This window comes from Embleya sp. NPDC005971 (assembly GCF_040629175.1).
Lineage (GTDB): Bacteria > Actinomycetota > Actinomycetes > Streptomycetales > Streptomycetaceae > Embleya.
On the sequence record NZ_JBEXUX010000015.1, the window covers coordinates 1 to 21,626 of the forward strand.

The window sequence follows — 21,626 nt, forward strand, 5'->3', positions numbered from 1 at the left end:
CGCTTTCCTCGCTTTCGGCTTCCACCGCGTTTCCGCGCTTTCCGCCTTCCGGACTCTAGCAGATCCTGCGACCCGCTTTTCGTCCGTTGCTTTCCACCTTCGAAACTCTCGTTTCCTCGGCTTCCGGCTCTTCGAGCTTACCAGGTCTTTCGACCCGCTTCGCTCACCGCTTCGGCTTCGGAAATTTGTTCTTCCCGCTGCTTTCTGCGACGCCCCGAACATTAGCGGATCGCATTTCCCACCGTCTAATCGGCAGTAATTTGCGTTCCGGCAATCCGCAGGGACTCCCGAGCACAGGACGACATGTGTGATGCGCATGCGCACCACACCCGGTTCAAGTGATCGGAATGGCCACCCCGGGACCAGCCAGCGCGGGCGCCTAGGCTCGCATCTGTCTCAGGTCTCCCTGTCGGGCAACTTGGAGGACCCTACCGGGGCCGGGGGCCGACTGCAAACCGGCGCCCACGGGCTCCGTTTCGGGTGTTCGAGTCCGAGCAGACTCCCGGCATGGTGACCTCTACCGCACGGCGAGTGAACCCGATCGCGACGGTCGTCAGCGTCGTCGCCGCAGGGATCGCAGTCGTCATCCTGCTGCACATCATTCTGTTCGTCTTCGAAGCCAATCCCGCCAACGGCGCGGTGGAGACCATCGCCGACTGGGCGGATTGGCTGACCCGGTGGGCGAGGGATCTCTTCACCCCCGACAACGTCAAGGCACGGGTCGCGGTGAACCAGGGGCTGGCCGCGGTGGTCTACCTGGCCGCCGGTGCGCTGATCTCGCGGCTGGTCGGCCGAGTCTGATCACGAGCGCAGTCGGCTCGATACTTCCGTACGGTGGCGGCGCATCAGTCGTAATGATTGGTGTGGAGTACCGAACTGCACCGCCGCCGACCGGAGGGCCCCATGTCCCTGCTCACCCCGGACAGCCTGGGCGATCTCCTGGGCTTGTTCGATTTCGGGAACGGGTGTGTCACCCGAGTACAGATCGACGACCCGTTCAGCCCGGGTGGGGCGACCGCGCGGGTGCTGGTCGATGCCCGGGACCGGGAACACGGCTGGCCGTGGATTCCGGTCGAGTTCACCCTTACGGGGCTTCGCGACTACCGGGTCGAACACGGCAAGGGTTTCTCCGGAATGCTCTATTTCGACCCGGTGCTGTCGCGTTTCACCGATGAGACGTACGGCGACCTCTTCTATCTGGACTTCGATCCGGTCGACGGGCCCGGGGCGTACGAACCCGTCGACGCCGGCGATGTCGTCGGACGCTCCCAGTGCTTCTTCGCCGCCGAGAGTTGCTCGTGGCGTGCTCTGCCGCCCACGGAGAGTCCCCGACTCAGGCTCATCGGTAACGCTTAGGTCTCAAACCTTTTACTCACTAGGTTTAGCTTCTACGTTCACTCGCACCTGAATCGGCCGCGAGTGTCGACGTCGTGGACACGCGACGGTCGATTCCTCCGTATTCGCCACGAAGTCGAGTCGAGGAAACATGAAGCTTCAGCGAAAGCGCTTCGTCGCCCTGCCCGCCGCCCTCGGCGCGGGCGCCCTGCTCCTGGCCCTGACCGGGAGTGCCGACGCGGCGCCCGGTCACGGCGACCACCGACCGTCCGTCGCCGGGATGCGCATCCTGCTGAGCAACGACGACTCGATGCAGAACGCCAAGCCCGACGGCGCCGACGGGCGGGGCGTCTACGAGGTACGGCGGGCGCTGTGTGCCGCCGGGGCGGATGTCGTGGTGATGGCGCCGTGGCAGTACATGAGCGGCTTCGGTACCGCGGCCACCGGCAGCGGCGCGCTCACCGTGTCCAAGCGCACCGCGCTGCCGACCGGCTTCGAGGGCGACTGTGCCCAGGCCCCGAGCAAGGGAGCCGTCTTCGGCGTCTGCAAGGGCAATGCCCCGTGCGGCCCGACGACCCCGAGCGCCACCCCCGTGGACACCGTGCGGCTCGCCCTGCGCGGCGGACTCGCCGCCAAGGTCGGCTGGCGCAACGGTCCCGACCTGGTGCTCACCGGCATCAACTCCGGGCCCAACGTCGCCTCGGTCACCAACGACTCGGGCACCCTGGGCGCCGCGATCGCCGCGATCGAGAACGGCAAGCCGGCCATCGCACTCAGCGGCGGCTTCGACATGGAGACGTTCAAGGTGACTCCGGCCACCTACCGGGCGTTCGCCGACTTCCTGCCCTCGTACGTGGCGCAGCTCAAGGACCGCAAGGCGCTGTCTGACGAATACGTCATCAACATCAACCACCCCAACGTGGTGCCCGGGAAGCAGCCGGGTCGGCCGGTGTGGACCGAGATCGGCACCGAGACCGTGGTCGCGATCGCGTATTCGGCCGCCCCCGACGGTGACACCTTCGCGATCGGTCAGGGCGACTGCGCGGAGCCCGGCACCTTCTGCCGTCCGGAGACCAAGCGGCACGCCGACTGGACCGAGCTGAACAAGGGGAACATCACCGTCTCCGCGGCGACCGGCGACCGCACCCTGCGCGGCGGCGCGGACGACAAGCTGGAGCGCTTCGTCAAGACCGGCCGCTGATCCTTGCCGGGAGTGCGCGGACCGTCTCGATCCGGCCGGATCGGGGCGGTCCGCATCGCGCGTCGACCGGCTCGATACTGGTCGGATGGCAGACAAGCAGCGTCGACGCGGGCGCGCGCCCGAGCCGGTCCGCGCCGAGGTGGGTTCCGGCAGTGTCGAGTTGGAGCCCGATCCGGATCGGGCCGGGGCATGGACGCTGCGCCTGCACGGGTCGCCGCAGTCGCATGTGGATCTGGGCGACCCGACCTGGTTGGAGTTCGAGTACGTGCGTCGGCTCGGCCACCTGGTCGACCTGATCGCCGACGCCGGCAAGCCGCTGCGGGCCTTCCACCTCGGTGGCGGTGGGCTCACCCTGGCCCGCTATGTGGCGGCCACCCGGCCTCGGTCGCGACAGCAGGTGGCCGAGTTGGACGCGGAGTTGGTGGAGTTCGTCCGGCGGGAACTGCCGTGGGACAAGAACTGGCAGATCCGGGTACGCGCCGGCGATGCCCGCGAGATCGCGGGCAGGGCGCCGGACGCGGCGTTCGATCTCGCCGTGGTCGACGTGTTCGCCGATTCCCGCGTGCCCGCGCATCTGACGTCGGCCGAGTTCGTCGGCGAGGTGGCCCGGACGCTTGCTCCCGGTGGGGTGTACGCGGTGAATCTGGCCGACGGGGGCCGGCTCGACTTCGTCCGGTCGCAGGTGGCGACGGTGCGCTCGGTGTTCCCGAATCTGCTGCTGATCGCCGACCCCGCGGTGTTGCGCGGACGTCGGTTCGGCAATGTGCTGGTGGTCGCCTCGCACGGCGAGCTGCCGGTCGCCGCGCTGGCGCGGCGCACGGCCGCCGACCCGTTCCCGGGTCGGGTCGAGCACGGCTCCGCGTTGGCCGACTTCCCCGGCGGGGCGGCCGTGGTGCACGACGCCACGGCGGTCGCGTCGCCGGCCCCGCCCGCCCGGACCTTCGGCCGGAACTGAACCGACGCGCACCGACGCACCACACGGCGAGTCGACGCACCGCTACCGCCGCCGCTTGCGCTCCTCCACCCGGCCCTTGAGCAGGCCGACGATCGTCAGCACGACCAGCGTCGCGACCAGCAGCACCACCGTGACCGCGGACCCGAGCAGCACCTTGCCCCGGTCGGTCAGGGTGAAGACCGAAACCGGCAGCGTCCGCCACTCGGCCGGGTAGACCATGATCGTCGCGCCGACCTCGCCCATCGACAGGGCAATCGCCAGGCTCGCCGCCGCCGTGATCGACGGCAGCAACATCGGCAGCCGTACCCGCAGCAGCACCCGGGCGGCGCTCGCACCGAGCGAGGCGGCCACGTCCGCGAAGGCCGCGTCGGTCCGGTCGAGTCCGGCCGACACCGTCGAGTAGGCGAACGTCACCACCAGCACCGCGTGGGCCGCGATCACGATCCACTTGGTGCCGTTGAGCAGGATCGGGCCGTCGCTGAAGGCCACCAGCATGCCGAGCCCGACCACCACCGACGGCACCGCGACCGGCAGGTGGAAGACCGCGTCGGTGAGCCGGCGAAGCCAACGCGGCGCGGTCCGGGCGGCGATCGCCGCCCAGGTGCCGACCACGATCGCGATCAGCGACGCGCCCAGCGCGGTCTCGATGCTGACCACGAGGCTGTCGTGGTTGGTGCCCGCCGTGGCCTCGCGGATGTTCTCGCTCGTCCAGGACGCGGGCAGCACGCTGTTCCAGTCGCCGGCGAACGCGGCGATGCCCAGGATCGCCAGCGGAGCGAGCACGAGAGGGGCGAAAACGAGTGCGAAAAGCGCCCAGACGAGGGCACGTCCGCTACGCGACCAGACCAGCACGGCCGGCTCCTGTCCGGGAGAAGACGAATCGGTAGACCGCGTAGAGCGTGAGCGAGAGCGCGACCTCGACCACCGCGACCACACACGCGCCCGGGTAGTCGAAGGTGACCGCGCCCTTGGCGTGCACGAGCATCGGCAGCGTGGTGACGTCCTTGGCGCCGATGAACAGCACGATGCCGAACTCGTTGAGGGTGAGCAGCAGGGTCAGGCTGCCGCCGGCCGCGAGGGCGGGCCACGCCTCGGGCAACAGCACCTGACCGATCACCCGCAGCGGCCCCGCGCCGAGCGAGGCCGCCACGTCGAGCCGGTCCCGGGGGACCAACGCGAACGCGGCGAGCAGCGGGCGCATCACGAACGGCGTGTAGAAGGTGATCTCGGCCAACACCACGCACCACGGCGAGTACAGGAAGCCGACCAGCGGCTCGCCCAGGCCGAGCTTGTCCGCCGCCGCGTTGACCACGCCCGCCGTGCCGTACAGGAAGGTGAAGGCCAGCGCGATCAGGAAGGACGGGAAGGCGAGCACGGTGTCCACGATCCGACCGACCGCACGGGCGCCGGGAAACGGGACGAAGGACAACACCAGGGCCAGGAAGAAGCCGACCACCAGGCAGCCGAGCGTGGACAGTACGGCGATCTTGACCGTGTTCCACAGCGCGTCGCCGAACGAGGGCGAGTTCAGCACGTCGCGCCATACGTCCAGGCCGACCCGCTCGTTCTTGTCGACGAAGGACTGCTTGACCACGAGGGCGAGCGGATAGAGGAAGAATCCGGCGGCGAGCACGAGCGGCGGGAGCACCCACAACGCCCGGGACGCCCCGCCGCGGGCCTTGCTCGCGCGCGCCGGGGCCAAAATCGACTCGGCCGCGCTCGTCGGCTCGGTCAGGGTCGCGCTCATCCGGCCGCTCCCGCCGGGACCAGGACGCACGGTTCGGCGGGCAGCGCCACGCCGAGTCGCTCGCCCAGCGCCGGGACGTCGGCCAGGTCGGTCACATCGATCCGGATCTCCCGACCGGCGCGACCCGACTGCTCCGACCGCCCCGACTCGTCCGACTCGTCCGCCGGACCCGCCGCGCCGTCCAGCACACAGGTCAGCCGGTAGTCGGCGCCGCGCCACTGGGTCGCGGTGAGCGTCGCGGGCAACGTGTTCGGGTGGTCGACCGCGGTCACCCCCAGGGTGTGCGGGCGGGCCACCAACAGCGCCCGCTCGCCCTCGGCGAACGCGCGGGTGGGATCGGCGGTCACGGTCAGCCCGCCCACCGCGACCTCGACCGCGTCGTCCCCGGCCGTGCACGCCGCGAGCAGCCGCGCGCCGAACAGGTTGGCCGCACCCAGGAAGGACGCGGTGAACTCGCTGGGCGGGCGTCGATACAGCCGATCCGTGGCGTCCAGGTCGACCAACCGCGCGTCCCGCATCACCGCGATGCGATCCGCGAGCGCGAGCGCCTCGGTCTGGTCGTGCGTCACGTACATGATCGCCACGTCCGGCAGGTCGGCGCGCAGCCGCTGCAACTCGCCGAGCAGGTCGGCGCGCAGCGTCGCGTCCAGCGCGGACAGCGGTTCGTCGAGCAGCAGTACGGGCGGCCGGATGGCCAACGCCCGGGCGATCGCCACCCGTTGCTGCTGCCCGCCGGACAACTCGCGGGGGTGGCGCCGGGCGTAGCTCGCCATGCCCACCATGTCCAGCGCCTCGGTGACCCGGCGGGCCACCTCGGCGCGCGGTATCCGGCGGGCCTTGAGGCCGAACGCGACGTTGTCCGCGACCCGCATGTGCGGGAACAGCGCGTAGTTCTGCACGACGACGCCGATTCCGCGCTTGTTCGGCGGTTCGTACGTCACGTCGCGACCGGCCAGGGTGATCCGCCCACCGGCGGGTCGGAGGAAACCCGCGACCGCCTTGAGCGCCGTGGACTTGCCCGAGCCGGACGGGCCCAGCAGGGCGACCGTCTCGCCTCGGGCGACCTCCAGGCTCAGTCCTTCCAGGGCCACGACGGATCCGTATCGGACCGTCAGATCCTGGATGCCGATCGCCGGCGGGGTCGGCGCTGCGCTCACGGTGATCGCCTCGGTGCGCTCGATGGCTGGTGCGGTCATGCGGGTTCCCTCCCTGTCCGCGGTCATCTCGGGGTGTGGGTGGACCTCGGTCGGGTCAGCGACCGACGGCCTTGTTGTACGCGGCCAGGTCGGCGTCCAGGTCCTTGAGGACCGTGTCCCACTCCGGCGCCCAGATCTCGACGCCCTCCAGGGCCTTGGTGATCTCGGCGGCGTTGGCGTCGGTCGGCTTGACGTCCTCGCGGGCGGGCAGGCCGAGCGCCTCGGCGGAGACCGAGGTCTGCGCCTCCGGGGAGAGCAGGTAGTCCATCAGCTTGCGACCGGCGTCGGCGTGCGGGGCGCCCGAGGACAGACCCATGAAGTAGGGCAACGCGAACGTCGACGCCTTGCCCGCGTCGTCGGCCGGGAACCAGACCTTGAAGTTGGACTTGTCGTTGTGGATGGACGCCAGGTTCATCTGGAGGTCGCCGTTGGCCACGGTGAGTTCGCCCTTGCCGACCTTGGGCTGGAGCTTGCCGGTGGAGGAGGACGGGCCGACGTTGTTCGATTCGAGCCGCTTGAGGTAGTCGAGCGCGCCCTGCTTGCCGTACAGGTGCTGGAGCTGGATCAGCACGGCGGTGCCGTCCCCGGCCTGGCCCGGCGTCGAGTACTGGAGCTTGGACTTGAACCGGCCGTCGGTCAGTTCCTGGAACTTGGTCGGCGCGGGCTTGGCCTGGTCGGGGTTGTAGATCCAGGACGCGTAGTTGTTGACCACGGCCACGTAGCGGCCCTGCGCGTCCTTGGAGGTCGCGGGCACCTGGTCGGCGCCGGCCGGCGCGTACGCGGTGAGCAGGTTCGCCTGGGCCGCGCGCTGGATGAACGGCGGCAGCGTGATCGCCACGTCGGCCTGCGGGTTGCCCTTCTCCTTCTCCATCCGGGTGACCACCTCGCCGGAGCCGGACTCGACCAGGTTGACCTTGATCCCGGTCTTCTTCTCGAAGTCCGCGAAGCGCTTGGTGTACCAGTCGGCGAGCCCGTCCACGGAGTAGACGGTCACGCTGCCCGAGCCCTTGGCCGGGGCGCTGCCGGGGGCGGCGTTCGCGGCGGGCCTGGTGTCGTCCGAACCGCTCCCGCCGGTCCCGCCGCAGGCGCTCGCGCTGAGCACGACCACGGTGGCTGCGGCGGTGAGGCCGAGAATGCGTCGCATGGGAAATCGCCCTTTCGAAAAGACGAATCAGCCCTGGAGCAGGGCGGGAAGTTCACGGATGGAGCCGAGTACGTGGGTGGCACCGGCCGCTTCGAGCGCGGTGCGGTCGTGGGCGCCGGTGAGCACACCGGCGGCGATACGGGCGCCGGAGCGCAGGCCGGTGAGCACGTCGAACGCGGTGTCGCCGACCACGGCGACCGCGCGCAGGTCCTCGACGCCCAGCCGCAGTACCGCGGTGAGCACCAGGTCCGGGTACGGCCGGCCGCGCCCGGCGTCGGCCGGGCACAGGGTCAGGTCGGCCAGGTCGGTCCAGCCGAGCGCGGTCAGGATCGCGTCCTGGGTGGGCCTGCCGAAGCCGGTGGTGAGGGCGACCTCGACGCCCGCCGCACGCAGTGCGCGGATGGCCTCCTCGGCGCCGTCGATCGGCGCGCAGCGGCCCTGGGACACCAGGTCGGCATAGGCGCTCTCGAACGCGAGGTTGGCGGCCTGCGCGCGTTCCTCGTCGCCGTCGAGCAGGGCCCGGAAGACGGTGATCTTGCTCTCGCCCATGGTGGCGTGGACGTAGCCGAGCTTGTCCTCGAAGTCGGCGGAGCCGGCCTCGACTCCGGCCGCGCCGATCGCCCGGGTGAACGCCTCGACGACGAGGCCGTCGTCGGCGACGGTGGTGCCGGCCATGTCCAGGACGGCGAGTTGATAGTGCGTCATGAGTAGTGCTCCGGTTGGGCTTTCGGCGACGGGCGGGGGAAGCGGGAGGGCTTAGAGACCGGCGAGCCGCGCGGTCTGTTCGGCAATGGCGGGCGAGCAGGTCATCCCGCGTCCGCCGGGGCCGGTCACCAGCCAGGTCGCCGGGGCGACCTGCTCGCGGTGCACGACGCGGGTGGTGTCGGTGGTCTGCGCGTACACCCCGGCCCAGCGGCGGCGAACGGCCGGCAGCGGGCGACCGAGCAGCGCTTCGGCGACCTGGGCCAGGTGCTCGTAGGGCGCGGAGTCCACGTCGAAGGTGAACGGCTCGTCGTATTCGTGGGTGTCACCGATGGTCAGGCCGCCGTCCAGGCGCTGGACCATCAGCAGCTGCATGCGGTGTTCGGTGGGCACCGGCGCCTGCGGACGGGCGCTCCTCAGCGCCTCCAGCGCGGTGCCGGCGTAGGCCGGGTAGTAGCGGAAGCTGTCCCCGTCGGCGACCGAGGTGGTCAGTGGCTCGTCGAGCGGGTCGGTCTGCATCATCTGCAGCCGCACCCGGCGCACCGGCAGCTCGGGGGCCAGCTCGCGCACCAGGCCGGTCAGCCAGGCGCCGGTGCACAGCAGCACCAGGTCGCCCTCGTGCACGTGTCCGTGGTCGTCGCGCACGCCGGTGCCGCTCGGCAGCAGGTCGCGCACCTCGCGGCCGGGCAGCCAGGTGTAGCGACCGCTCGCCGCGAGGTGCGTACGCAGTGCGGGCAGCGCGACCCGGGATTCGACCGCGCCGTCCCGCTCACACCACAGCGCCGCGTCGAAGGTGCCGCGCAGCGCCGGGTTGTGCGCCCGGGCCTCGCCCGGGGTGAGCAGCTTCAGGCCGCGCTCGGTGGCGTCGGGCAGGGCGAGGGCCGCCTCGGCCACCGCGACCTCCTCGGCGCCTCGGCACATGGTGAGCGAACCGTTGGGCCGAAAGCCGGTGCCGGGCACGTCGGCGCCGATGCGTTCCCACAGTTCGCGGGCCCGGACCGCGGTGTCCAGTTCGTCGCCACCGGCCCGGCCGCCGATCCACACCAGGCCGAAGTTGCGTACCGAAGCACCGCGCGCCTCGCGCTCGCGCTCGATGTGCACAACCTCGTGACCTCGATCGATGGCCTGCCAGGCGTGCATGGTGCCCAGCACGCCACCTCCGACGACGATGACTCGCACCGGCTTCCTCCACGTACTCGGGGGTGAATGCGACCAGCTTGGGAGTGGTCGATGCCGAGCATGCGGAGGCGGTATGTCGCCCGGGTGAACAGTCCGTTAAGGTCCGAACCTGTTACCTTTCCGTTATCGAAGCGGGTCGGGCCTACGCCCGCAGGCGGGTGGCGAATCCCATCCGGTCCCCCCGGAACAGCGCCCGGACCCGCTCGATGGGCACCCCCTCCGGGTCGTAGGACGTGCGCATCACCAGCAACATCGGCAGCGCCGGGTTGGTCTCCAGGAGCAGTGCCTCGCGCGGCGCGGCCAGCACGGTCTCCACCGTCTCCTCTATCTCCGCGAACACCACGCCCAGATCCTTTTGCAGGCACTGGTAGAGCGAGCCCTCCGGGCGCAGCACGTCCAGCAGGGTGGGAAAGCGGTCCAGCGGCAGATAGGTGCTCTCCAGGCCGATCGGTTCGTCGTCGGCGAGCAGCACCCGCTCCAGGTGCACGGTCAGGTCGCCGGTCCGCAGCCGCAGCCGGTCGGCCAGGTCGGGCTGCGCGACGTGGTGTTCCAGGGTGACCACGCGACGCCCGGGGGTCAGTCCCATCGAGCGCACCGCCTCGGTGTAGCTGCCGAGGCTGACCGGCTGCATCAGCTTGGGCGGCGCGACGTAGGTGCCCCGACCGCGGGCGGAGCGCAGTCTGCCCTCCATCACCAACTCGCCGATCGCCGATCGCAGGGTGCTGCGGGCGACCCCGTAGGTCGCGGCGAGCTCGCGTTCGGAGGGCAACAACGCGTCCTCCCCCAACTCGTCCATGAGTTGGAGCAGGCTCATCTTCACCGTGTACGACTTGGGGACGCGGCCGTGTTCGGGGACGCCGTCGCGATAGGGACGGGCGGTGGAGTCTGGGCTGGGCACGAACGGAGCCTATTCGGCCGGCGCCGGGTACGTGCGACCCTTCCACGCCGCCCCGCGCCCCCGAGCGTGCCGCAGCGCCGAATGCACCGTCATGCCCAGGTACAACAGGGCCGCGAACGGCAGCAACACCGCCGCCGCGGCGGGTTGTCGGTAATAACGCACCATGGGCAGATAGGTCGCGGTCATCAGCGCCCACACCGCGAGCCCGAGCAGCGCGAGCGGGCCGTTCGCGCCGACGATCCCGGCGAACAACGCGACGGGTGCCGCCAGATAGACCAGGGCCAGGCCCGGCACGGTGCCCGCGAGCAACAGCCAGGAGTGCCGCAACTGGGCGAACGCGCTGCGCGCGACCATGTTCCACAGATCGGCCAGTGCCGGATAGGGCCGCACACTGTCCACGTGCTGCTCGGGGTCCGCGAGCACGAGTCGGATCCGGCCGCCGGCGCGCTTGACCGCGGTACCCAGCGACACGTCGTCGATCACCGCGTCCCGGATCGCCGCCACGCCGCCGGCCCGCTCCAGCGCGGTGCGCCGCACCAACACACAACCGCCGGCGGCGGCCGCGACCCGTGAGCCCGGCCGGTTGACCCGGCGGAACGGGAAGAGTTTGCCGAAGAAGTACACGAAGGCGGGCACGATCAACTTCTCCCACCGGGTGTGGGTGCGCAGCCGGGCCATCACCGACAGCAGGTCGAGCCGGTCCCGCTCGGCCTCGCCGACCAGGCGGGCGAGCGAATCGGGCGCGTGCGCGATGTCCGCGTCGGTGAACAGGATCCAGTCCACCTCGCCGACCGATGCGACGCCGTGCCGCAGCGCCCACAACTTGCCGGTCCAGCCCGCGGGCGGATCGCCGGGCGAGGTCACGCTCAGGGGCACCCGGCCGGCCGTACCCAGCCGCCGGGCCAGCTCGCCGGTCCCGTCGGTGCTGCCGTCGTCGACCAGGAGCACCGCGGCCCGGCCGGGAAAGTCCTGCGCGAGCAGCGTGGGCAGGCTCTCGCCGAGCACCTCGGCCTCGTCCCGGGCGGGCACGATCACCGCCACCGACACGGTGTCGGCCACCGGCCCGGCCGAGGCCGCGAGGCGCACGTCGGTGCGCCAGAACCAGCCGTGGCACAGCGTCAGATAGAGCCACACGAGACCGGAAACGGCGGTGATCCACCACAGGACGTCCACACCGAAAGCCTGCCGGCTCGGCCGCGCCACTCGGGCGCTCCTTCCGGGTGAAGTCCGCGCGCGAACGGAGTCCTTGTCTCAAGAGCGTGCTCGCGCGGCCCGATATCGGGTACGGGACCCGTTCTCGAAGGTTGAGTCAACTACCCATCGGCAGAAGGGCGGTGCCCGTCATGGGCGACGCGACGACGAGGACCCAGGAGCATGTTCGCGGCGGGGCCACCCGCTGGCAGGGATTCGAGATCGGCACCCGGGTGCAGGTCCAGGTGGGTCTGAGTACCGGCCACATCGGCGAGGTGTGCGAGGTGTTCGCGGACGCGCATCGGCCGCCGTTGTCCCCGTACCAGTGGTACATGGTGCGCTTCGCCGACGGTCTGCGCCCGCTGTATCGCCACGACGAACTCGTCGAGCTCGCCCAGGGCGGGTAGCCGGGCCGCCCCACCGGTCTCCGCCCCTGCCGCTGCCCACCCGAACCGCGTGCGCCCGCGCCCCGATGGCGGGCGCACGCGGCATGCAGGGACCGAACACCGAGGTCAAGCGCCCTTCGGCCGCGTGTCCAACGACACCGTCGGTCGGGTCTTGCGCTCGCACGCCCGTCGCGGCAGGGTGCGGACACGGGATCTGAAAGGGCGTCAGAATGACGATCAAGCTGGGCGTGATGGCGCCCTTCGCGGACGGTCTGATCACCTCGGGCGGCTTCCTGCGCGACTTCGCCGGGACGCTGGAGGAGTGCGGCGTCGAATCCGTCTGGACCGTCGAACACGTCGTGGTCGCCGAGGACTACGAACCCCTGTACCCGTACTCGGATTCCGGGCGCACCCCCAGCGCCGCCGGCGTCGTGCCGATGCCCGACCCGCTGGAGACCATCGCCTTCCTGGCGGGCGCGTCGCGCACGTTGCGATTCGGCACCGCGATGGTGGTCGCCCCGCTGCACAGCCCGGTGGTGCTGGCCAAGCGGGTCGCCACCATCGACCGACACTCCGCCGGCCGATTGATGTTGGGTCTGGGCATCGGCTGGCAGAAGGAGGAGTACGCCGCGGTCGGCGCGACCTTCGGCGAGCGCGGCGCCCGCCTGGAGGAGTGCGTCGGCGCGATGCGCGCGTTGTGGGCCGACGCGCCGGCCACCTTCCGCGGTCGGTTCACCGACTTCGAGCGGGTGCACTGCCTGCCGCAGCCCGAGCGTGGCGCGGTACCGGTGATCCTGGGCGGCAACAGCGAGCCCGCCGTGCGCCGGGCGGGGCGGATCGGCGACGGTTGGTTCCCGTACACGATCACCGCCGAAGACTTCGAGGCCCGCGCCCAATTGTTGCGCGCGTCGACGCTCTCGGCCGGTCGGGCCGAGCACGCGGTCGAGATCACCGCGTGGCCCGGCTCGTGCGACCGGGAGCGCCAGCACGACCCGAACTGGGTGCGCCGGTTCACCGAGGCGGGCGCGAGCCGCCTGGTGTTCGCGCCCAACCCGGCCGAACTGGCCGGGCCGGGTGGGCTGGACACGTTGCGCGAGCGGATCGCGCAGTACCGCGAACGAGTGCTGGAAAAGTTGTGAGCAGCATCGACCCGGCCGCCGACTCCGCCGTCGAGACGGTCGACATCCTCGACCAGGTCACCCTGACGAACGATCAGGTGGCGTGGTGGCTGCGTCAGTTCCATGATCGTTACCTGCCCGGCGCGCAGCGGCGCGGGATGCGACTGGAACGGGTCTGGCGCTCGCCGGCGGGCCGCGAGGCGACCACCGTGCACATCCTGTGGGTGTTGCCCGGGATCCGGGCCTTCTACGCGATGCGCGGTGCCGCCGCGGCCGATCCGGACGTCGCGGCGTTCTGGGCGGCCACCGACGGCTACGCGTTGCACCGGCAACGTCGGGCGTTGCAACCGGCGATGCCCCCCTCCGGGGACGACCCGGACCCCGGGGCGGCGGACCCGACCGCGGCCGGAACGACCGGGACGCCTCCCACCGCCGCGGTCCCCGCCGAGGCGGACCGCGCCGCACACCGCACCGGAGCGCACGCATGACACGTTGGGTGGTACTCGCCCCGACCATGCCCGAGCCCGGACTCGGCGCGGTGCGCTCGGCCGGACCGGATCTGCCGGGCAGCGTCGGCGGGCACGGCTTCTCCTGGGATCTCGACGCCGACGCGGCTCCCGAACTGCCCACCGGGGCCCAGGCGGTCGCGTTGCGCCCGGTGCGGGCCGCCTTCGTGCCGCTGGACGGTCCCCGGATCAAGCGCACGCTGCTGTTGACCGTGCGTACCGGCGCATCCGCCGACGTGCTCGCGGAGTTCGAGTCGGACCTGCTGGGGATGCCGGAGCACATCGCGACGATTCGTTCGTGGGCGCTGTCCCGGGTGGCCGAACGGGCCGGGCCGGCGTCGCCGTGGACGCATGTATGGGAGCAGGAATACGCCACGGTCGAGGGGCTGACCGGCGAGTATCTGTTGAATCCGTACCACTGGGCGCATGTGGACCGCTGGTTCGACGGCGAGGTACCCGGGTCGATCGTCGAACCGGGTCTGGCCCACGTCTTCCGCCGCAGCGAGCCGCCGGTGCTCACCGCCGATGATGCTGACTGACCGTCAACTCCGGGCCCCGACAAGGGCAACCAACAGGTGCGTCCACTCTCGATCGGCGAATCGCAGGACCGCGCAGGCACGTTGCTTGGAATCGCGGACCGCCACCTCGCGCGGACACCGATTCGCCACCTCGACGCAGTTCCCCTGCACGCTGCTGTAGGAGCTTCGCCGCCACGTCGGTGCGTGGGTTTCCTGCAACAAGGTCGCCATCGGCCCGTCACCCCTGACTAGTCGAGGCCACGCCGACGGACGAGCAGAACCCGCTTCCTCCATGTGAGGGCCAGGGGCATCGCCCGATCGGGTGAACCGTGTACACGCGGACACCGAAGTGGCGGCGAGAGTTGCACCACCGGGTTTCGTGGAGCATCCTACCGAGCACCCTCACTTTACGCGCTTACAAGATCACTTAAAGCGACGGGACGGGGCGGGGCCGCTTGCGGGGGCAAACGCAGCCCACGCAACAGGAGGTAGCTGCATGACCACCCTGGCCGATCCGGAAGTGGCGGATGCAGAGGACGAGGTCAGCCCGACCATCACGCTGCCGGCGATGCCCGCCTGCGTGTCCGCCGTGCGGGAGCATGTCCGCGTGGCACTGACGGTCTGGGACCTCGACTCGTTGTCCGACATCGCCGTACTTCTCGCCTCCGAACTGGCGACCAACGCCGTACGCCACGCGGGCCTGGGACGCCCGTTCAGCGTCGTGGTCCGCCGAGATCGCGCCCCCGACGGCGCCGCCTGCGTCTGGATCGAGGTGCACGACACGGACACCCGGACGCCACAGGTGGTCGAGGCCGGCGACGACGACACCACCGGTCGCGGCCTGCTGCTGGTCGAATCGCTCTCGGACGGCTGGGAGTCGGTCCCCGAACCCGGTGGCAAGTGTGTGCGCTTCCGACTCGCGATGACCGCCTGACCCCGCACCCGGCAGGCCCGCCCGCTCACCCCGCCGCCGGCTCGCCCGTCACCGATCGGGCCGCGTAGACCGGCAGTTCGTGCACGTGGGCGCGGCCCGGCGCGAGCGTGTCCACGGCCAGCCGACCCAGGTGCGGGTGGTGGGTGAACAGCACCACCTGGAACCGGTCGGCCATCGCGTCCAGCACCGCGAGCATCGCCCGGGTCCGCCCGTCGTCGAAGGTCATCGCGATGTCGTCGAGCACGATCGGCATCGCCCGGCCGGCATCCGCGTACGCGTCCAACGAGGCCAGCCGCAGCGCCAGATACAGCTGATCGCGGGTGCCCTCGCTCATCTCGTCCACGCCGACCGCCCCAGCCGCGAAAGCGCTGCCGACGGCGTCCGCCGCGGCCGACGAGGAGCCGCCGGCGCGGCGCGCGCGCAACACCGGGGCACCCTTGCGGCCGTCGGTCTCCACGAGCAGCCGATCGAAACGGCCTGCGGTCAGTGCGGTGAAGACCTCCTCCGCGCGGGCCAGCACCGGGGCCTGGTTCTGTTTGCGGTAGTCCTCCATGCAACGCAGCAGCACCTCGCGGGCCAGCCGCAACCGGACGAACTCCTCGGTGTCCTCGGCGATCGCCGCCACCGTGCCGGCCGCCTCCTCCTGCGCCCGGGCGGCGGCCGTCGACTCGCGTTCCATCTCCAGCAGGATCTGCCGGCGCCGACCCAGCGTCTCGCCCGCCGCCGCGTAGGCGGTCTCGGCCTCCTCGACACGACGCGCGGCGTCCTCGATCTCCACGTCGAGTTCCTCGCCCGCGTGCCGCGCGACCTCCTGTTCGACCTCCGGTGTCAGCAACTCGCGATGCTCGGCGAGGGCCCGCTCGATCTCGCGCAGCCGGGCCGATCGCCCCACCGCGCGGCGCAGTTCGTCGGCGTCGGCGGTGCCGGCCGCGGCGACCAGCGCGGCGAGTTCGCCCGCGATCTGCTCGATGGCCGCGCGCCCGGCCGCCACCGCGAGCTCCAGCCGGGCGATGCGCTCGGCGATCCGATCGCCGGCATCCTCGGCGCCGCGGGCCGCGGTCAGCTCCTCGTGCAACGCGCGCACCGCCGCGAACGCCGGCCAACCGCCGTCCGCGCCGGGCACCGGGCGTCCGCAGGCGGCGAACACCTCGGCCACGCGCGCGTCGAACCCGGCCACCCGCTCGGCCGCGCGACCCCGGCGCTGGTCCGCCTCGGCCGCGTGGCCGACCGCCGCCGCGACGCCGGCCAGGGTGCCCACCGCGGCGGCGACCGTGTCGGGGTCGCCCTCGGGCAGGTCCAGGCCGTGCACCAGGTCGTGCCAGCGCCGCTCCCACGCGGCGCGCTCGTCCCGGGCCCGGTCCGACTCCGCGCCCGCCTCGGCGAGTTCGGCCTCTGCCTCGCGCACGGCCGCCAGCGCGCTCTCGCGCACCCGCGCCGCGTCGGCGAGCGCGTCGCGGCGGGCGTCGGCCTGTTCGATCAGCGCGGCCAGCGTGCCCGTCGTGGTCGGTGCGCCGGATTCGGCCAGCGCGGTACGAAACGCGGTCACCAACTCGGCGGCGCGCTCGCGACCGGCGGCCAGCCTGGCCCGCGCCGTGCGCGCCTCGACCTCGACCCGGGCCAGCTCCCGGATCGCGTCCAGCAACGCGGCGGCGTCGTGCGGTTCGGGCGCGGGCAGCCCGCCGGCCGCCCAGGTCCGCACCCAGCCCGCCGCCAGTTCGTCCCGACGCGCACTCGCCTCCTGCCGACGCTCGGCCAGCCGGGCCAGCGTGCGTTCGTCGTGTTCCAGGTCCACCTGGAGCCGGCCGCGCCGAACCGCGTCCTCGGCCCGGCGGGCGATCCGCTCGGCGATCTCGTCGGCGGCCCCGACCGCCTGCTCGAACGCGTCGATCCGGTCGTCGGTCAGCGGCGGGCTCGCGCAGATCTGCGTCCACAACCGATCGCGCTCGGCACGGGCGGCGGCCCAGTCCGCAGGCGTGGGCGGCGGATCGGCCAGGGCCGACACGGCCCATTCGCGGCGCCGCTCGTCGTGCTCGGCCACCGCCGCGTCCTGCGCCCTGGTGATCGTGTGCAGTTCGTCCAGGGCCCGGGCGAGCTGCTCCACGTGCTCGGCGACCCGCTCCCGGCCGGGCAGCTTCAACCGCGCCGCGTGGTCGTCGGCGAACAGGGCCGGATCGTGCAGATCGTGCCGGGCGCGCAGATCGGCCGCTTCGTGTTCCAGCTCGGCCACCCGCTGCTCGTCCCGGACGACGTCCTCGACCAGGCTGCCCGGCACGGCCCGACGCAGCGCGCGCAACGCGGCCGGGTCGCCGGGCTCGGGGGTCAGGTCACAGGCCGCGCGGGCCGCGTCCAGCCGGGCCCGACGATGCGCGACCTGCTCGGCGGCGCCGGCGAGCCGGGCCTCGCACATCTTGAGCCGATCGCGCAGCTCGGTCACCCGTTCGCCGACGCCGGCCGGCACGTCGTACGCGGTGGGATCGTCGAGGGCTCGATCCGGGCGCACCCGGGCCAGCAGGTCGGCGGCGCCGGCCCGAGCCGCCGACGCCTCGGCATCGGCCTCGGCGGCCAGGTCCACCGCGTCGCGAACGGCCGCGACGTCCGCGTGCAGCGCGTCCACCTCGGCGGCATGCGCCGACAGCTCCCGGTCCACCACCACCTCGGCCGATTCGAGCCGGGCCTCGGCCAGGTCCCGGGCGAGCCGGTCACCCTCCGCCGCCACCTCGCGGGCACGTTCGTCCAGGGCGGCGAGTCGGGCCGCGAGGTCGGCGGCGACCGGCGGGCCCTCGGCCAGCAACTCGGCCCGCTCGGCGGCCAGCGCACCGTGCCGGGCCAGCACCGGAAGCGCCTGCCGGATGCGATCCAGCCGGTTCGCCGCGGCCCTCGCGTCGCTGCGATCGCGGCCGAGCCGGTCCCGCTCCTCCTCGGCGCGCCGAGCCTCCTTGACCGCCTCGCCGAACTCCGAGGGGGCCAGGCCGTCGTCCTGGACCCGCTTGCGCAGCCTGCCCAACTCGGTCAGCCCGGCGTTGATCCGCTGGTTCTTCCCGCGCGTCTTGTACAGCGCGTCGGCACGCTCCTCCAGGCGGGTCAGCACCTCGCCGAGCCGGGCCGAAGAGCGCGACTCGAACAGGGCCCGCCCGATGTCGCCCTCGCCGCGCAGCAGTTCGACCCCGCCCTCGCGCAGGCCGGCGTGGTCCAGCGCGAACACGTGCCGGAAGTCGTCCCGGCTCACGCCCGCGAGCACCCGGGTCAGCTCGGTCTCGGCGAGCACCGTGCCGTCCGCGCGGGTGAGCGGGTTCTTGTCCCGCTTGTGCCGCACCACGTCCAGCACGCCGCCGTGCTCGTCGCGCACCAGCGCGCCGAGCCTGAGGTCGCGCATCGCGTGCACGAAGTCGTACGAGGTCTGCCGGTCCATCCCGTACAGGAGTTGGTCCAGGGCGTGGCGCACGGTGGACTTGCCGGCCTCGTTCGGGCCGCAGATCACATGCACGCCCGGTGCGCCCAACTCGATGTGCCGGTCGGTGAAGCAGCCGAACGCGAACAGGTCGAGTCGGTCGATTCTCATCCGGACTCCCCGTCGGTCCCGGTGACCAGCGCGGTGAGCAGGTCGACCGCCTGGTCGAAGATGTCCGCGCGCCAGGTCGGGTCCGCGGGCGCGATGCCCTCCTCGGCCACCTTGGGGTCGAGGGTGCGCAGCCCCGGCACGGCCCGGACCAGGTGTTCCAGCGCGGTGGGGTCGGCGCGCAGTGCCTTGGCGGTGCGCGCCAGGTCCTCCACCAGCGTGGGCAACTCGACGCCGGCGTCGCCCAGATCGCGGTGCCGGGTCTCCAGCCGGATCTTTTCCAGCCACACCCCGGAGAACTCGGCGGCCAGGGCGCGGGTCTCGAAGACGAACCGGCGTTCGTCCCGCCACAGCGCCTCGTGCGCGTCGCTGGCGCCGACGATCGCCACCCGCGCGGCCAACAACCGGTCGCCGGCCGCGGCCCGTGCGTCGGCCAGGTGCCGACGGACCGAGTCCAGCACGTCCTCGACCCCGGTCGCCCCGGTGGCGTCCACCTCCAGCCGAGCCCAGCGCACCACGTCGAGGTCGCGGTGCTCGATCACGGCCCGCCCCCGGTCGCCGTCGACGGTGATCAGCGTCGCGCCCTTGGGCCCGGTCTCCCGGGCGTGCCGGCCCTGCGTGTTGCCCGGGAAGACGATCCACGGCTCGGCCTCGTGCACCACCGCGCGCGTGTGCACATGGCCGAGCGCCCAGTAGTCGTAGCCGCGGGCGACCAGGTCGCCGACGCTGCACGGGGCGTAGTTCGCGTGCCCGTCCGCGCCGGTCAGCGCGGTGTGCAGCAGTCCGACGTTGAACATCCCACCGCGCGGCGCCGGGTAGCTCACCGCAAGGTTGTCGGTCACGTCCCGGACCGCGAAGCCCTGGCCGTGCACGGCCAGGCCGAGATCCTCGAACGCGACGGTCTCCGCACGCGCGGTGGAGAACCGGTGCACGTTGGCGGGCAGTCGCAGTTCGCGGGTGATCCGACTGTCCGCGTCGTGGTTGCCCGCGACCAGCAGGACCGGGATCCCGGCCTCGGCCAGGCGACGCATCTGCACGGTGAAGAACAGACCCGTGTGGTAGTCCTTCCAGTCGCCGTCGTAGATGTCGCCCGCGAGCAACACCGCGTCGACTTCCTCGGCCAGGGCCAGGTCCACCAGGTTGACCACCGCGTCGCGGGCCGCGCCGCGAATGCGGGTCGCGGGCGCTCCCTCGTAGCCGGAGAGGCCCCGCAGCGGGCTGTCGATGTGCAGATCGGCGGCGTGCAGCAGCTTCATCGAGCGGGGCGCCTCCGGTCGGCGGTCACACGGGCAGCCCAGGATAGGCACACGGCACCGACAGGGCGGGAGTTCGGGCCGATCCGGCCGGGGGTGGGGCTGGCCCCACCCCTGATCCGCCAGGCACCTACCTGGTTCGCCGGGGGTCGTCGGGCCAGGCTGGAGGAAACGCTGCACAGCCGTCCTGGAGTCACCGTGACAGTTCGCCGTACCGACCGGAGCCGGCCGGTCCCGGCCGCGCTCGCCGCCTGCGCGGTCTGCGCGGTGGCCGGGGCGGTCCTGTGTCTGGCGGCCGCCCGTCGGGACGGATTCTCGGCCGACCTGGACGTGGTCGGGCTGCTGCGCCGGCCCGCGCCGACGCTCACCCTGGTGCTCGGCGTCTGCGGTCTGCTGGTGGCGCTGCACACTCGTCCCGGCGGCGGAAAATCGGTTGAACCGCAGCGGCGTTCGGCGGCACTGTGGAGCCTTCGCCGAAGGGCGGAACGTACGAGCGGGCCGCCCCGTCACGGGGAGGGGGCGACCCACTCGCGCACTACTGGTTAGGATGTGCACGAAACCTACGCAGGCTCGCGTAGCTCAGCGGGAGAGCGCCTCGTTCACACCGAGGAAGTCACTGGTTCGATCCCAGTCGTGAGCACCGATCATCCGATGATCCGCATCAATCGAGGGCCGCTCCTACGAGCGGCCTTCGGCACGTCCAGGACGGTGCCGGGCAGGAGTCGGTCCGGATCCGGGCCGATCACGTCGCTGTTCGCCGCGTACAACGCCTGCCAGCCGCCGATCACGCCCAGGTCGCGCGCGATCGAGGACAGGGTGTCGCCCTCCTGGACCGTGTAGGTCGCCCCGAGCAGCCCGACCTGTCGGGCGCACTGCGGCCACGCCTCCCAGCCCTGCAGCCGCAGGATCTCCTCGGCAACGGTGATCTGCTCCCGGCGGGTGGCCCGATCCGGGCGCGTGGCGTACTCCTGCCCGCCCGCCTCGTCCCAGGTGCTCGGCAGGATCTGCAGCCCGCCGTAGTAGCCGTTCCCGGTGTTCAGGTCCCAGCGACCGCTGCTCTCGCAGTCGGCGATCCGGTCCCAGACGCGGTCCTCGACCGCCGCGGCGGGTGCGGCCGGCAACACGACCAGGCCGGCACCCACGACGCCGGCGAGCAGTAGCAGGACGGACGATCCGATCATCAGCTTGGCCATGCCAGCCGACAGTAGGCAGTGAACGCCCGGAAACGGCCGACCCGACCCGGGGCCGGCCGAGGAATCACCCGAGTGCCGCAACGCGGGCAGCCGCGCGCCCGGCACGACCGACACCGGGCCCGACGGCGGGCACCGTCGGATCCGCAAGCCGTCCTAGCCGAGGTCCGGCAGCAGGTCCGAGGGGATGTCCAGCCCCGAGGGGAGCAGTCCGGACGGCAGCCCCGAGGGCAGGCCCGGTTGTTGGGGCGCCCGGGTCGTGGGGGTCTTGCCCGGGCTGTCGTCGCCGTCGTCCCCGCGGGCGATCAGGATGATCGCGGTCACCACGGCCGCCACCACCACGAGCGCGATCACCAGCGTGATCAACGGGTTGCCGCGCCGGCCGCCGCGCTGGGTGGGCGGGGGCGGCTGCCCGGGTCGTTGCGAATGGGGCGGTGGCGGTTCGTGGTGCGACACGGCTTCGAATCCCCCGATCGACCGGTGCCGGGGCCGAAATATCCCCGAACACCCATGCTGTCACGATCGCGACGCCCCGGCGGGGATCCACCGAAGTCCGGCCCGAGAGCACATCGAATCGAGGGGAATCCCGAATCGACCCGGCGCGCCGCAGCGGCCGG

The 21,626-nt window shown here is 72.1% G+C and carries 23 protein-coding genes and 1 tRNA gene; 11 read left to right on the forward strand and 13 right to left on the reverse strand.

Annotated elements, in window-relative coordinates; all coding sequences use genetic code 11:
- The first annotated feature begins 507 nt into the window (after positions 1-507).
- The 4 genes from ABZ374_RS15550 (at position 508) to ABZ374_RS15565 (ending at position 3,491) form a co-directional block, all read left to right on the forward strand.
- A complete protein-coding gene (locus ABZ374_RS15550) occupies positions 508-801 on the forward strand; it encodes a hypothetical protein (RefSeq protein WP_360311066.1) in 294 nt (97 codons plus the stop codon).
- Positions 802-903: 102 nt separating this feature from the next.
- On the forward strand, positions 904-1,356 hold the full coding sequence (locus tag ABZ374_RS15555; protein ID WP_360311068.1) for a hypothetical protein: 453 nt from the start codon (positions 904-906) through the stop codon (positions 1,354-1,356).
- Between the two features lie 130 nt (positions 1,357-1,486).
- The gene (locus tag ABZ374_RS15560) at positions 1,487-2,536 is read left to right on the forward strand and encodes a 5'/3'-nucleotidase SurE (protein WP_360311070.1); all 1,050 of its coding nucleotides are present in this window, start codon (positions 1,487-1,489) and stop codon (positions 2,534-2,536) included.
- A gap of 85 nt (positions 2,537-2,621) precedes the next feature.
- Positions 2,622-3,491: a fused MFS/spermidine synthase gene (locus tag ABZ374_RS15565; protein ID WP_360311072.1), complete on the forward strand. Its 870-nt coding sequence runs from the start codon at positions 2,622-2,624 to the stop codon at positions 3,489-3,491.
- Between the two features lie 42 nt (positions 3,492-3,533).
- Here ABZ374_RS15565 and ABZ374_RS15570 read toward each other — a convergent pair whose 3' ends face one another.
- From ABZ374_RS15570 to ABZ374_RS15605, 8 genes are all read right to left on the reverse strand, one after another.
- Entirely contained in the window at positions 3,534-4,343 is an 810-nt protein-coding gene (locus ABZ374_RS15570) for an ABC transporter permease subunit (protein WP_360311074.1), read from the reverse strand.
- On the reverse strand, positions 4,324-5,238 hold the full coding sequence (locus ABZ374_RS15575) for a 2-aminoethylphosphonate ABC transporter permease subunit (protein WP_360311076.1): 915 nt from the start codon (positions 5,236-5,238) through the stop codon (positions 4,324-4,326). Before ABZ374_RS15575 ends, ABZ374_RS15570 begins: the two co-directional genes overlap by 20 nt.
- On the reverse strand, positions 5,235-6,434 hold the full coding sequence (locus ABZ374_RS15580) for an ABC transporter ATP-binding protein (RefSeq protein WP_360311078.1): 1,200 nt from the start codon (positions 6,432-6,434) through the stop codon (positions 5,235-5,237). Before ABZ374_RS15580 ends, ABZ374_RS15575 begins: the two co-directional genes overlap by 4 nt.
- Before the next feature lie 55 nt (positions 6,435-6,489).
- Positions 6,490-7,578, reverse strand: coding sequence for a 2-aminoethylphosphonate ABC transporter substrate-binding protein (locus ABZ374_RS15585; RefSeq protein ID WP_360311080.1), 1,089 nt, complete (start codon positions 7,576-7,578; stop codon positions 6,490-6,492).
- A 27-nt stretch (positions 7,579-7,605) separates the two neighbouring features.
- Positions 7,606-8,283, reverse strand: coding sequence for a phosphonatase-like hydrolase (locus ABZ374_RS15590; protein ID WP_360311082.1), 678 nt, complete (start codon positions 8,281-8,283; stop codon positions 7,606-7,608).
- A gap of 51 nt (positions 8,284-8,334) precedes the next feature.
- Positions 8,335-9,459: a TIGR03364 family FAD-dependent oxidoreductase gene (locus ABZ374_RS15595; RefSeq protein WP_360311084.1), complete on the reverse strand. Its 1,125-nt coding sequence runs from the start codon at positions 9,457-9,459 to the stop codon at positions 8,335-8,337.
- Positions 9,460-9,601: 142 nt separating this feature from the next.
- Positions 9,602-10,273 (reverse strand): GntR family transcriptional regulator, encoded by a 672-nt coding sequence (locus ABZ374_RS15600; RefSeq protein ID WP_360311335.1) that lies wholly within the window; start codon positions 10,271-10,273, stop codon positions 9,602-9,604.
- Between the two features lie 93 nt (positions 10,274-10,366).
- The gene (locus ABZ374_RS15605) at positions 10,367-11,530 is read right to left on the reverse strand and encodes a glycosyltransferase (RefSeq protein ID WP_360311337.1); all 1,164 of its coding nucleotides are present in this window, start codon (positions 11,528-11,530) and stop codon (positions 10,367-10,369) included.
- Positions 11,531-11,700: 170 nt separating this feature from the next.
- On the opposite strand from ABZ374_RS15605, the gene ABZ374_RS15610 reads away from it, so the two are divergent.
- From ABZ374_RS15610 to ABZ374_RS15625, 4 genes are all read left to right on the forward strand, one after another.
- Positions 11,701-11,955 carry a hypothetical protein gene (locus ABZ374_RS15610; RefSeq protein WP_360311086.1) on the forward strand — a complete coding sequence of 85 codons (255 nt, stop codon included), beginning with the start codon at positions 11,701-11,703 and terminating at the stop codon, positions 11,953-11,955.
- A 209-nt stretch (positions 11,956-12,164) separates the two neighbouring features.
- Positions 12,165-13,073, forward strand: a complete 909-nt coding sequence (locus tag ABZ374_RS15615) for an LLM class F420-dependent oxidoreductase (protein ID WP_360311088.1) — start codon at positions 12,165-12,167, stop codon at positions 13,071-13,073.
- On the forward strand, positions 13,070-13,540 hold the full coding sequence (locus ABZ374_RS15620; protein WP_360311090.1) for an NIPSNAP family protein: 471 nt from the start codon (positions 13,070-13,072) through the stop codon (positions 13,538-13,540). Before ABZ374_RS15615 ends, ABZ374_RS15620 begins: the two co-directional genes overlap by 4 nt.
- Entirely contained in the window at positions 13,537-14,097 is a 561-nt protein-coding gene (locus tag ABZ374_RS15625) for a Dabb family protein (protein WP_360311092.1), read from the forward strand. Before ABZ374_RS15620 ends, ABZ374_RS15625 begins: the two co-directional genes overlap by 4 nt.
- A gap of 3 nt (positions 14,098-14,100) precedes the next feature.
- Here the strand turns inward: ABZ374_RS15625 and ABZ374_RS15630 are convergent, their stop codons facing one another.
- Complete coding sequence (locus ABZ374_RS15630) at positions 14,101-14,370, reverse strand: DUF397 domain-containing protein (protein ID WP_360311094.1); 270 nt, start codon at positions 14,368-14,370, stop codon at positions 14,101-14,103.
- 202 nt (positions 14,371-14,572) lie between these two features.
- Here ABZ374_RS15630 and ABZ374_RS15635 point away from each other — a divergent pair, with 202 nt between their 5' ends.
- Positions 14,573-15,010, forward strand: a complete 438-nt coding sequence (locus ABZ374_RS15635) for an ATP-binding protein (RefSeq protein WP_360311096.1) — start codon at positions 14,573-14,575, stop codon at positions 15,008-15,010.
- A 25-nt stretch (positions 15,011-15,035) separates the two neighbouring features.
- On the opposite strand, the gene ABZ374_RS15640 is transcribed toward ABZ374_RS15635, so the two are convergent.
- Both ABZ374_RS15640 and ABZ374_RS15645 read right to left on the reverse strand, forming a co-directional pair.
- Positions 15,036-18,569 carry an AAA family ATPase gene (locus tag ABZ374_RS15640; RefSeq protein ID WP_360311098.1) on the reverse strand — a complete coding sequence of 1,178 codons (3,534 nt, stop codon included), beginning with the start codon at positions 18,567-18,569 and terminating at the stop codon, positions 15,036-15,038.
- Entirely contained in the window at positions 18,566-19,822 is a 1,257-nt protein-coding gene (locus ABZ374_RS15645; RefSeq protein ID WP_360311100.1) for a DNA repair exonuclease, read from the reverse strand. Before ABZ374_RS15645 ends, ABZ374_RS15640 begins: the two co-directional genes overlap by 4 nt.
- A gap of 195 nt (positions 19,823-20,017) precedes the next feature.
- On the opposite strand from ABZ374_RS15645, the gene ABZ374_RS15650 reads away from it, so the two are divergent.
- A complete protein-coding gene (locus ABZ374_RS15650; RefSeq protein ID WP_360311102.1) occupies positions 20,018-20,365 on the forward strand; it encodes a hypothetical protein in 348 nt (115 codons plus the stop codon).
- Positions 20,366-20,387: 22 nt separating this feature from the next.
- Positions 20,388-20,459: transfer RNA gene (locus ABZ374_RS15655), tRNA-Val, on the forward strand.
- Positions 20,460-20,463: 4 nt separating this feature from the next.
- Here the strand turns inward: ABZ374_RS15655 and ABZ374_RS15660 are convergent.
- Both ABZ374_RS15660 and ABZ374_RS15665 read right to left on the reverse strand, forming a co-directional pair.
- Positions 20,464-21,012, reverse strand: a complete 549-nt coding sequence (locus ABZ374_RS15660) for a transglycosylase family protein (protein WP_360311104.1) — start codon at positions 21,010-21,012, stop codon at positions 20,464-20,466.
- 153 nt (positions 21,013-21,165) lie between these two features.
- Positions 21,166-21,465 (reverse strand): hypothetical protein, encoded by a 300-nt coding sequence (locus ABZ374_RS15665; RefSeq protein ID WP_360311106.1) that lies wholly within the window; start codon positions 21,463-21,465, stop codon positions 21,166-21,168.
- Positions 21,466-21,626 lie beyond the last annotated feature (161 nt).

What these genes read in the sequence shown, in the direction of transcription:
- ABZ374_RS15550 (WP_360311066.1), top strand. Translation starts at nt 508, where the DNA reads ATGGTGACCTCTACCGCACGGCGAGTGAACCCGATCGCGACGGTCGTC.
- ABZ374_RS15555 (WP_360311068.1), top strand. Translation starts at nt 904, where the DNA reads ATGTCCCTGCTCACCCCGGACAGCCTGGGCGATCTCCTGGGCTTGTTC.
- ABZ374_RS15560 (WP_360311070.1), top strand. Translation starts at nt 1,487, where the DNA reads ATGAAGCTTCAGCGAAAGCGCTTCGTCGCCCTGCCCGCCGCCCTCGGC.
- ABZ374_RS15565 (WP_360311072.1), top strand. Translation starts at nt 2,622, where the DNA reads ATGGCAGACAAGCAGCGTCGACGCGGGCGCGCGCCCGAGCCGGTCCGC.
- ABZ374_RS15575 (WP_360311076.1), bottom strand. Translation starts at nt 5,238, where the DNA reads ATGAGCGCGACCCTGACCGAGCCGACGAGCGCGGCCGAGTCGATTTTG.
- ABZ374_RS15580 (WP_360311078.1), bottom strand. Translation starts at nt 6,434, where the DNA reads ATGACCGCACCAGCCATCGAGCGCACCGAGGCGATCACCGTGAGCGCA.
- ABZ374_RS15585 (WP_360311080.1), bottom strand. Translation starts at nt 7,578, where the DNA reads ATGCGACGCATTCTCGGCCTCACCGCCGCAGCCACCGTGGTCGTGCTC.
- ABZ374_RS15590 (WP_360311082.1), bottom strand. Translation starts at nt 8,283, where the DNA reads ATGACGCACTATCAACTCGCCGTCCTGGACATGGCCGGCACCACCGTC.
- ABZ374_RS15600 (WP_360311335.1), bottom strand. Translation starts at nt 10,273, where the DNA reads ATGAGCCTGCTCCAACTCATGGACGAGTTGGGGGAGGACGCGTTGTTG.
- ABZ374_RS15610 (WP_360311086.1), top strand. Translation starts at nt 11,701, where the DNA reads ATGGGCGACGCGACGACGAGGACCCAGGAGCATGTTCGCGGCGGGGCC.
- ABZ374_RS15615 (WP_360311088.1), top strand. Translation starts at nt 12,165, where the DNA reads ATGACGATCAAGCTGGGCGTGATGGCGCCCTTCGCGGACGGTCTGATC.
- ABZ374_RS15625 (WP_360311092.1), top strand. Translation starts at nt 13,537, where the DNA reads ATGACACGTTGGGTGGTACTCGCCCCGACCATGCCCGAGCCCGGACTC.
- ABZ374_RS15630 (WP_360311094.1), bottom strand. Translation starts at nt 14,370, where the DNA reads ATGGAGGAAGCGGGTTCTGCTCGTCCGTCGGCGTGGCCTCGACTAGTC.
- ABZ374_RS15635 (WP_360311096.1), top strand. Translation starts at nt 14,573, where the DNA reads ATGACCACCCTGGCCGATCCGGAAGTGGCGGATGCAGAGGACGAGGTC.
- ABZ374_RS15640 (WP_360311098.1), bottom strand. Translation starts at nt 18,569, where the DNA reads ATGAGAATCGACCGACTCGACCTGTTCGCGTTCGGCTGCTTCACCGAC.
- ABZ374_RS15645 (WP_360311100.1), bottom strand. Translation starts at nt 19,822, where the DNA reads ATGAAGCTGCTGCACGCCGCCGATCTGCACATCGACAGCCCGCTGCGG.
- ABZ374_RS15660 (WP_360311104.1), bottom strand. Translation starts at nt 21,012, where the DNA reads ATGGCCAAGCTGATGATCGGATCGTCCGTCCTGCTACTGCTCGCCGGC.